The 9073-nt window shown below is 68.7% G+C and carries 8 protein-coding genes; 4 read left to right on the top strand and 4 right to left on the bottom strand.

Features of this window, described 5'->3' with window-relative positions; genetic code table 11:
* Positions 1-41 precede the first annotated feature (41 nt).
* Entirely contained in the window at positions 42-467 is a 426-nt protein-coding gene (locus tag A3AG_RS0129750; RefSeq protein WP_018008916.1) for an ExbD/TolR family protein, read from the bottom strand.
* A 24-nt stretch (positions 468-491) separates the two neighbouring features.
* On the bottom strand, positions 492-1112 hold the full coding sequence (locus A3AG_RS0129755; protein WP_026164567.1) for a MotA/TolQ/ExbB proton channel family protein: 621 nt from the start codon (positions 1110-1112) through the stop codon (positions 492-494).
* 1084 nt (positions 1113-2196) lie between these two features.
* Between A3AG_RS0129755 and xseA the strand changes: the two genes are divergently transcribed.
* Both xseA and sodB read left to right on the top strand, forming a co-directional pair.
* Positions 2197-3582, top strand: coding sequence for an exodeoxyribonuclease VII large subunit (gene xseA, locus A3AG_RS0129760; protein ID WP_026164568.1), 1386 nt, complete (start codon positions 2197-2199; stop codon positions 3580-3582).
* A 200-nt stretch (positions 3583-3782) separates the two neighbouring features.
* Positions 3783-4364: a superoxide dismutase [Fe] gene (gene sodB / locus A3AG_RS0129765; RefSeq protein WP_012351891.1), complete on the top strand. Its 582-nt coding sequence runs from the start codon at positions 3783-3785 to the stop codon at positions 4362-4364.
* Positions 4365-4586: 222 nt separating this feature from the next.
* On the opposite strand, the gene A3AG_RS0129770 is transcribed toward sodB, so the two are convergent.
* Entirely contained in the window at positions 4587-4970 is a 384-nt protein-coding gene (locus A3AG_RS0129770) for a hypothetical protein (protein ID WP_018008918.1), read from the bottom strand.
* Positions 4971-5300: 330 nt separating this feature from the next.
* On the opposite strand from A3AG_RS0129770, the gene A3AG_RS0129775 reads away from it, so the two are divergent.
* Entirely contained in the window at positions 5301-5582 is a 282-nt protein-coding gene (locus tag A3AG_RS0129775; protein ID WP_018008919.1) for a hypothetical protein, read from the top strand.
* Between the two features lie 4 nt (positions 5583-5586).
* Here A3AG_RS0129775 and A3AG_RS0129780 read toward each other — a convergent pair whose 3' ends face one another.
* A complete protein-coding gene (locus A3AG_RS0129780) occupies positions 5587-6195 on the bottom strand; it encodes a UdgX family uracil-DNA binding protein (protein WP_018008920.1) in 609 nt (202 codons plus the stop codon).
* A gap of 175 nt (positions 6196-6370) precedes the next feature.
* Between A3AG_RS0129780 and A3AG_RS32130 the strand changes: the two genes are divergently transcribed.
* A complete protein-coding gene (locus A3AG_RS32130; RefSeq protein WP_018008921.1) occupies positions 6371-9073 on the top strand; it encodes an ABC transporter transmembrane domain-containing protein in 2703 nt (900 codons plus the stop codon).

Here is a 9073-nt window from a genome sequence, read left to right on the forward strand (position 1 = left end):
GCCGGCGCCGGCGCACGCCGGCGCGCGGGCCGGCCCGGGTGTCAGCGCGGCTGCGCGCTCTGCGTGGCGAAGGTCAGGCGCGACAGCCCGGCCAGCCGCGCTGCCTCCATCACGTTGACCACGGCCTGGTGCGTCGCCTGCGCGTCGGCATTGACGATCACCACCGGCGCCTGGCCGCCGGCGCCCGCGACGGTGCGCAGCTGGTCGGCCAGGCTGGTGACGTCCTTCTGTTCCATCACGTGCTTGTTGACCGAATAGACCCCGCGCGCGGACACCGACACTACGATTTCCTGCGGCTGCTGGCGCGCGCGCTCGGCGTCGGCGGTGGGCAGCTGGATCTGCAGCTCGGTAAAGCGCGAGTACGTGGTCGTGATCATCAGGAAGATCAGGATCACGAGCAGCACGTCGATCAGCGGGATCAGGTTGATCTCCGGCTCTTCGCGCCGCTGGCGGGAACGGAAGTGCATGGCGTTCGGGTGGGCGTGCCGCGCTCAGGCGCGGCGCTGCGGCAGGATGGCGTCGAGGAAGGAGGTGGCGCGGAATTCCAGCTCGGCCACGTAGTCGTCGACGCGGCGGCGGAAGTAGCGCCAGAAGATCAGCGCCGGGATCGCCACGATCAGGCCGAAGGCGGTGTTGTACAGCGCCACCGAGATGCCGTGCGCCAGTTGCTCGGGGCTGGTGCCGGTGCCGCCCTGGCTGCCGAAGATTTCGATCATGCCGATCACAGTGCCCAGCAGCCCCATCAGCGGCGCCACCGAGGCGATCGTGCCGAGCGCGTTCAGGTAGCGCTCGAGCTCATGCGCGACCACGCGGCCGGCTTCCTCGACCACGTCCTTGGCGGCGTCGCGCGAGGTATGCGGCTGCAGCACCACGTGGCGCAGCCCTGCGGCCAGCACGCGCCCCAGCGGTGAATTCTGTTCCAGCGTGTTGACCACTTCCGGCGTGGCGCGACGCTGCTGCGCGGCCGCCAGCGCCTCTTCATAGAGCTTCGCCGGCAGCACCTTGCTGCGCTTGAGTGACAGGAAGCGTTCGACGATCAGCGCCAGCGCGATGACCGAGGCGAGCAACAGCGGCCAGATCGGCCAGCCGGCCGCTTGAATGATGGAAAACAATTGGACCCCCGGGATCGACAACCGAATTACGAAACCCCAAACCACCAACCGGCATGCCTTGAGGCGCGTGGGCATGATGCCTTGCTGCGCGCTCCGGCATTGCTCTGAAAAAACAGGCGCCACTCTAACCCGCGCCCTGGCGCGCGGCAAGGGACGATGCGCGCCTGTCTCCGGCACGCATCGTCCCGCGCCACCAGTGGCTGCCGCTTTCCACAGCCCGCAGGGACAGTGTTGTGGATCGATTGTGGAAAGCCGCCGGACAAGATGGCTAACGCATTGATCGCAAAGGGGAAAGCAGGTGCTGCCTAAATTTTGTGCAACAGTGCTCCGCGCCGGCTGCGGCGCATCGGGCACGTGCCGTGGCGATGGCTGCCATGCTTTCAAGGCCCGTTTCCGTGCGCAAGCGCACCTTCCGCCACGACTTTCCACAAAGCAGCGGGACAGTACTGTGGAGGGCTTGTGGAAAGGTGCCTGAGAGTTTTCATAAGCCATTGATTCCAAAGGCAGTCCACCCCCTTGCTTAAAAAACAGGCAGAGCCCTCTGTTCCCGGCGCGCCGGTACTGTGACCGGCTGGCAACGCCAGAAACCGGGTTTGTCCACAGCAACGAGGGAGAGCGCTGTGGATGGCCTGTGGACAAATCCGGGAGAAGCTAGCCAAGTCTTTGAAAATTCATTGGTTTTTTGGTCCTGCCGAGAAAATGTGCAAATGCAGCAGAAGCCTGGCGCGATGGCGCTGCATCCGGCGGTGCGTTGGCCGGGCGCAGGGCGAGGCGCTTGGGCACATCGGATAAGCCTGCTACCCGCCACCTCGCGATATAAAGTGCTTCTTGTGACGCATTTTATCCAGAGAAGCTGTGGATAACTTTGTGAACAAGCGCTTGGCCCGCCATGTAAGTGGTTGATGCAAAAGAGAAATGGTTATATTGCCTAATTTTTGTTGTGCTCATAAACCGCATAAGAATCAAAGGCTTGCACGAATCCATGCGGCTTTCGGGGAAGCGTCCGGGCATCAGTGCTACCCCCTTGACAATGCAGTTATGCTGTGGACATGTCCGAGCCCCGCCGCCCGCAGGCGGCTTCCCCATGTCTGACTTGCCGAATTTTTCGCGTGACCCTTCTGCCACCACGCCGCGCAGCGGCCGCGAGGTGATTCCCGTCGGCGAACTCAACCACGCCATCGCGCGCGTGTTGGAACGCAGTTTTCCGCTCGCCTGGGTACGGGGTGAAATCTCAAACTTCACGCGCGCCGCCAGCGGCCACTGGTATTTCTCGCTGAAGGACGCGCGCGCGCAGATCCGCTGCGTGATGTTCCGCGGGCGCAACCAGCATGTCGAGTTCCAGCCGCGCGAGGGCGAGGCGGTCGAGGTGCGCGCCGTGGTCTCGATGTACGAGGCGCGCGGCGAGCTGCAGCTGGGGGTCCAGGCCATGCGCCGCGCCGGCCTCGGTAACCTCTATGAAGCCTTCCTGCGGCTCAAGGAAAAGCTGTCGCAGGCGGGGCTGTTCGCGCCCGAGCGCAAGCGCCCGGTGCCGGCGCAGCCGCGCGCCATTGGCGTGGTCACGTCGCTGCAGGCCGCGGCGCTGCGCGATGTGCTGAGCACGCTGCGGCGGCGCGCGCCGCATGTGCCGGTGGTGGTCTATCCGGTGCCGGTGCAGGGCGCGGGCGCGGCGCAGAAGATCGCCGACATGCTCGACGCCGCCGCCGCGCGCGCCGAATGCGACGTGCTGATCCTGTGCCGCGGCGGCGGCAGCATCGAAGACCTGTGGTCGTTCAATGAAGAGGTGGTGGCGCACGCGATCGCGCGCTGCACGCTGCCCGTGGTCGCCGGCGTCGGCCACGAGACCGATTTCACCATTGCCGATTTCGTCGCCGACGTGCGCGCGCCCACCCCCACCGGCGCGGCCGAGCTGGTCAGCCCGGATCGCGCGCACCTGCTCGCGCAGACACTGCGCGCGCGCGATGCGCTCAGGCAATGCCTGCGCCGCGGGCTGGACCTGCGCGCGCAGCACCTGGACTGGCTGGCCCGGCGCGTGCGCAGCCCGCAGGCGCAGCTGCAGGAGCGCCGCGCGCAGGTCGACAATCTGGCGCGACACTTGCGATCGGCATTGCGTGACACCGTGATGTCGCAACGCCATCGCCACCAGTTGGTGGCGCTGCGCTGGCGCGCTTGCCGCCCCGACGCCGCCGCGGCCCATGCCGACGTGGCACGCCTGTGGCAACGGCTGCAGGCCGGCGCGTTGCGCCAGCACGAACGCGCCGGCCAGCGCCTGGCACGCAGCGCCGGCGCGCTCGAGCTGCTGGCGCCGCAGCGCACGCTGGAACGCGGCTATGCGGTGCTGCTCGACCAGCGCGGACGCGCGCTGCGCGCGCCCGCCGAGATCCGCCCCGGCAGCGTGGTCGAAGCGCACCTGGCCGAAGGCGTGGCCGACCTGTCGATCGCCGGCGTGCAGGCCAAGCTGCCGGAATTCTGAGCCGCCGCGCGGCGCCGGGAACGCCTCGCATGCGCGTGCGGCACAGCGCCGAAAGGCCGCGCAGAAATCTCCCGGAAAGCCGCGCGCGGACAAACTAACATCGGAGCAGGGGGCTTTGTGCCGCGGTTTGCGTGGGTCTTGCAAGTCCCCTACAATCGGCAATTCCGGACCCAACAACCCCAACCCACAGAGACAGAACAATGGAACACAAGCTCCCCCCGCTCCCGTACGCGCATGATGCCCTGGCTCCGCACATCTCCAAGGAGACGCTGGAGTTCCATCATGACAAGCACCACCAGACCTACGTCACCAACCTGAACAACCTCATCAAGGGCACCGAGTTCGAGAACGCGACCCTGGAAGAGATCGTCAAGAAATCGTCGGGCGGCATCTTCAACAACGCCGCGCAGGTGTGGAACCACACCTTCTACTGGGATTCGCTGAAGCCCAACGGCGGCGGTCAGCCGACCGGCGCGCTGGCCGATGCCATCAACGCCAAGTGGGGCTCGTTCGACAAGTTCAAGGAAGAGTTCACCAAGGTTGCCGTCGGCACCTTCGGTTCGGGCTGGGCCTGGCTGGTCAAGAAGGCCGACGGCTCGCTGGACCTGGTGTCCACCTCCAACGCCGCCACGCCGCTGACCACCGACGCCAAGCCGCTGCTGACCTGCGACGTTTGGGAGCACGCCTACTACATCGACTACCGCAATGCCCGCCCGAAGTACGTCGAGGCATTCTGGAACGTCGTGAACTGGGACTTCGCCGGCAAGAACTTCGCTGGCTGATCCACGGATCGTCCGCACCGCATAAAGCAAAAAAGGGCCGCCAGGCCCTTTTTTGTTGTGCCGCGATTCCGCAAGGCGCGCACGCTCCGCAGCAGGCCTTCGCCATCTGCGAACGCCTGTACTACCGCACCTCACCGGCGGCCTGAAGCGCGATGCGTGCTACGCCTCGCCGCCGCCCACGCGCGCCGCAACGCGATGACATGCCCGCCTGCGCGGGCCGGTTCAGCGTCCCTTGGCGTCGGGCACACGGGTCTGGTCGATCGAGGCCCCGCCGGTGCCCTTGCGCGGCTTGCCGTGCAGGCCGTCGCGGTCGGCCTTGCCGGCGCTTTCCGAGGCCGGCTTGGGCTTGTCGCGGCCGGGCAGTCCGCCCGCGGTGTGCGGCTCCTTGGGCACGTCGCCGAGATCCCTGGCCAGCCCACCCGGGTTGGTGGGCGTGGCGCCCGGCGAGCTGCCGGGTGCCACGCTGGCCCCGGGCGGCGGTATGGTCTGGCTGCCCTTGGGACCCTTGTCGGTACGCACGCCGGTTTCGGGCGGCTGCGCCAGGGTGCCGCCGGCGAGCGCGCAAAGCAGCGCGAGGGCTGCGGCGCGGGGGATCGTGGATCGCATCGGGGTGCTCCGGTTGAAAGCGGGCGTTCTCCGGTTGAACGCGGGCATGCTGGTACGGCAAAAGCATTTGCCGGGCCACCTCGCCCGCTGCCGTGCTGGCCGTGGCGGGGCACCGGCGCAACGCACTTTCTACAAGCGCCGGTGGTTGTTACAAGGACGCGGTGGTCACCGGCGATGCGGTGCCAGCAGGCGCGGGCCGCGGCCGGGGGCAGGGCCGCGGGAACGGAAGTTGCGCGCACTGCAGCGATAGCCGGCAATTGCGGCCCATCCAATTGCGGCCCTACCCGATTGCGGCCTACCCGATCGCGGCCCACCTCTAGCGGAGACGTCATGAAGCACAGCAAGCACGATACTTCGAACGACCCGGCGCTGGACCGGCGCCAGGGCCTGGATGACCGTGAGCTGAAGGAAAACGCCGCGGACAACCAGCGCGCGCGCGAGCGCGCCCGTGCCGATTGGGAGCATGCGGCATCACACCGCAAGGACGATCAGCCGGCGCGCAAGCAAGACAAGCCCGGCAAGGGCGAGATGCCGCCGGGAGTCGGCGCACGTGACCTGCACGATCCCGGCAGCCGCGACCCGGACGCGCCGCCGACCGTGAACCGCTCCTGAGCGGTCAGGGCCTGGCGCCGCGTGCCAGCCGCGCGGCCGCCTGCAGGCTGCGCACGATGCGGTCGAAGGCTGCGGCACGGGCCTCGTCGCTGCGCTGGCGCAGGGCAAAGGAGGGGTGGTAGGTAGCGATGACCAGCCGCCCCTCATGTTCGACCGGCGTGTCCATCAAGCCCGCCAGCGTCACGCTCTTGCGGCCCAGCACCGCGCGCGCCGCGGTCGCGCCGAGCGCCACCACCACCCTGGGGTGCACTTTCTCCAGCTCGCGCTCCAGCCACAGGTTGCAGGCCTCGATCTCCTGCTGCGCCGGCGATTTGTGCAGCCGGCGCTTGCCGCGCCACTCGAACTTGAAATGCTTGACCGCGTTGGTCATGAAGAGCTTGTCGCGGTCCAGGCCCGCCGCCTGCAGCGCTTCATCCAGCAAGTGCCCGGCCGGCCCGACAAAGGGCGAGCCTTGCAGGTCTTCCTGCGAGCCTGGCTGTTCGCCCACCAGCATGATGCGCGCATGGGCCGCGCCGGCGCCGGGCACGCCCTGCGTGGCGTTGCGCCACAACGGGCAGCGCCGGCATTCGTTGAGTTCGCCGCGGCTGACAGGCGGCTTGTTGCGCTCGGGCATGGCGGATGGCGGTGGCGCAGCGCGCGCTGGCGCTGCCGCCGATCCGCTGCAGGTTTCGCGCCATGGCGCCGTGTTGCGATCGGTATGGAACTTGCCTTCTCCCAAGACCGCGCGCCGGCCACGCCACCGCGCGCCATGCCTGCCGCACCGAACGCCTGACGCCTGAACCGCGCGCATGCCCCAGACCATCCGCCCCGCTTCCCGCCGCCGCATCGCCGCGGAACTGTTCCGCGCGATCTGGCGCTTCCGCGCCCGCGTGCTGATCGCGGTGTCGCTGCTGCTGCTGGCCAAGGCCTGTGCCGTGGCGGTGCCGCTGATGCTCAAGCTGGTGGTCGACGAGGTCACGCCCGCCGCGGCCGGCACCGACGCCGCGCGCCTCGGGCTGGTGGCGATGCCGGTGTTCCTGGTGCTGGCCTATGCCATCCTGCGGCTGCTCGGCAATGCCTTCAGCGAGCTGCGCGACGTGGTCTTTGCCTACGTGACGCAGAGCACGGTGGCGGGCTTCATGGAACGCGCCTTCGCGCACCTGCATGCGCTGGGCGCGCGCTTCCACGCGCAGCGCGCCACCGGCAGCGTGATCCGCGACCTGGAGAAGGGCACCGCGGCGATCGGCTTCCTGCTGGGCGTGGCGGTCTTCACCATCGTGCCGACGCTGATGGAGATCGTGTCGGTGCTGGCGATCATGATCGGTGCCTATGGCGCGGCCTTCGCCGCCATCATCCTGGGCGTGTTCGTGCTGTACGCGGGCTTTACCTATGTCTTCACGCAGCGGCGCATGCGCGTGCAGCGCCAGGTCAATGCGGTCGAGGCCACCACCAACAGCAAGGTGGTGGACAGCCTGCTCAACTACGACACCGTCAAGTTCTTCGCGCGCGAGTCCTTCGAGACCCGGCGCCTGTCCGAGATGCTGCAGCGCTGGATCGGCATCAGCGTGGAAAACCAGTATGCGCTGTCGGCCCTGCATATCGGGCAGAGCCTGTGCATCGCGGTGGGGGTCGGCGCGGTGATGCTGCTGGCCACGCAGCGGGTGATCCAGGGCTCGCTGTCGGTGGGCGACCTGGTGCTGATCAACGCCTATATCATCCAGGTGGTGCTGCCGCTCAATACGCTGGGCTTTATCTTCCGCGAGTCGAACGACGCCATGACCAACGTCGAGCGGCTGTTCGCGCTGCTCGACGCCCACGGCAAGCCCGGCGAGGACAGCGACGCGCCGGCCGCGCGCCCGCTGCGCGTGAGCCGCGGCGAGATCGTGTTCGACCGCGTCAACTTCAGCTACGACCCCAGCCACCAGACCCTGTGGGACGTCAGCTTCCGCGCCGGCGCCGGCCAGACCGTTGCCGTGGTCGGCGGCAGCGGCTCGGGCAAGTCGACGCTGGCGCGGCTGCTGTTCCGGCTGTACCAGCCCGACAGCGGCAGCATCAGCATCGACGGCCAGGACCTGCGCCTGGTGACGCAGCGCAGCCTGCGCGAACTGATCGGCATCGTGCCGCAGGACACCATCCTGTTCAACGACACCATTGCCTACAACATCGGCTACGGCCGCGAAGGCGCCACCCGCGCCGACATCGTCGCCGCGGCGCGCGCGGCGCAGCTCGACGCCTTTATCGACCGCCTGCCCGATGGCTACGAAACCCAGGTGGGCGAGCGCGGCGTGCGCCTGTCCGGCGGCGAGCGCCAGCGCGTGGCGATTGCGCGCGCGATGCTCAAGCGCCCGCCCATCGTGGTCTTCGACGAGGCCACCTCGGCGCTGGACACGCGCTCGGAGCGCGCGATCCAGCAGGAGCTGTCCGCAGTCGCGCGCGGACGCACCGCACTGATCATCGCGCACCGGCTCTCCACCATCGTCGATGCCGATCGCATCCTGGTGATGGAGCACGGCCGCATCGTCGAAGACGGCAACCATGCCACGCTGCTCGAGCGCGGCGGCATCTACACCCAGATGTGGCAACTGCAGCAGCAGCAGCGCGAGCTGGAACGCGCCGAACGGCGCCTGGCGCTGCAGCCGGTGCGACTCGAGATCCTGCTGGCCAGCGTGGTCGACGGGCTGCGCGAGCTGATCGCCGAGCGCCATGTCAACCTGTTCACGGTGCAGAGCGAGTCGGAGCTGCGCGTCACCGGCGATCCGGGCGTGCTGCAGAAGGCGATCTGGGAGCTGTGCCAGCACATGATCGCCACCATCGAGCCGGGCGGGCGGCTGGAGCTGCGGCTCGAGCGGCTGGACGGCCAGGCTGGCCTGCGGCTGTCCGCCACGCCCGGCGAATTGCCGTTGCCGGATGTGCAGGGCCTGCATGAATGGCTGGCCGAGCACGGCGTCACGCTGACTGCCGACGGGCCCGCGCATGCCTACCAGCTGCTGATGCCGATGCGCGCCGTGCAGGAGCCCGAGCCGCGCCGCGCGCCGGCCGCCACGCCGGCCGCCGAGCCCGCGCCCGAGGCGCCGGATGCGCAGGCGCTCAAGGGCCTGCGCGTGCTGCTGCTGGACGACGACGAGCCCACGCGCGAGGTGCTCAGCGCCGCGCTGGAAGACTACGGCGCCCATGCCATCGCGCAGCAGCGCGGCGACGACGTGATCACGCTGCTGGCCGGCACGCATCCGGGGCAATGGCCGCAGGTGCTGCTGTGCGACCTCGCGCTCGGCGAGGAAGACGGCTACACCGTGCTGCGCCGGGTGCGGCGGCTCGAGGCACAGATGCAGGTGCCGCTGGGCAAGCGCATGACCGCGATCGCGCTGTCCGGGCACGCCGAGCCGCAGGACCGCATGCGCGCGCTGATGGCCGGGTTCCAGCTGCACCTGTCCAAGCCGGTGCGGGTGGCCGAGCTGGTGGCGGCGATCCGTTCGCTCGCGGTGCGCGCCGCGCAGGACGCGCAGGAAGCGTAG

Source organism: Cupriavidus neocaledonicus (assembly GCF_000372525.1).
Classification (GTDB): domain Bacteria; phylum Pseudomonadota; class Gammaproteobacteria; order Burkholderiales; family Burkholderiaceae; genus Cupriavidus; species Cupriavidus neocaledonicus.

Coding starts and splice junctions, on each gene's coding strand:
- A3AG_RS0129775 (WP_018008919.1), top strand. CDS start 5,301: ATGAAGCACAGCAAGCACGATACTTCGAACGACCCGGCGCTGGACCGG.
- A3AG_RS0129770 (WP_018008918.1), bottom strand. CDS start 4,970: ATGCGATCCACGATCCCCCGCGCCGCAGCCCTCGCGCTGCTTTGCGCG.
- xseA (WP_026164568.1), top strand. CDS start 2,197: ATGTCTGACTTGCCGAATTTTTCGCGTGACCCTTCTGCCACCACGCCG.
- A3AG_RS0129780 (WP_018008920.1), bottom strand. CDS start 6,195: ATGCCCGAGCGCAACAAGCCGCCTGTCAGCCGCGGCGAACTCAACGAA.
- sodB (WP_012351891.1), top strand. CDS start 3,783: ATGGAACACAAGCTCCCCCCGCTCCCGTACGCGCATGATGCCCTGGCT.
- A3AG_RS0129750 (WP_018008916.1), bottom strand. CDS start 467: ATGCACTTCCGTTCCCGCCAGCGGCGCGAAGAGCCGGAGATCAACCTG.
- A3AG_RS32130 (WP_018008921.1), top strand. CDS start 6,371: ATGCCCCAGACCATCCGCCCCGCTTCCCGCCGCCGCATCGCCGCGGAA.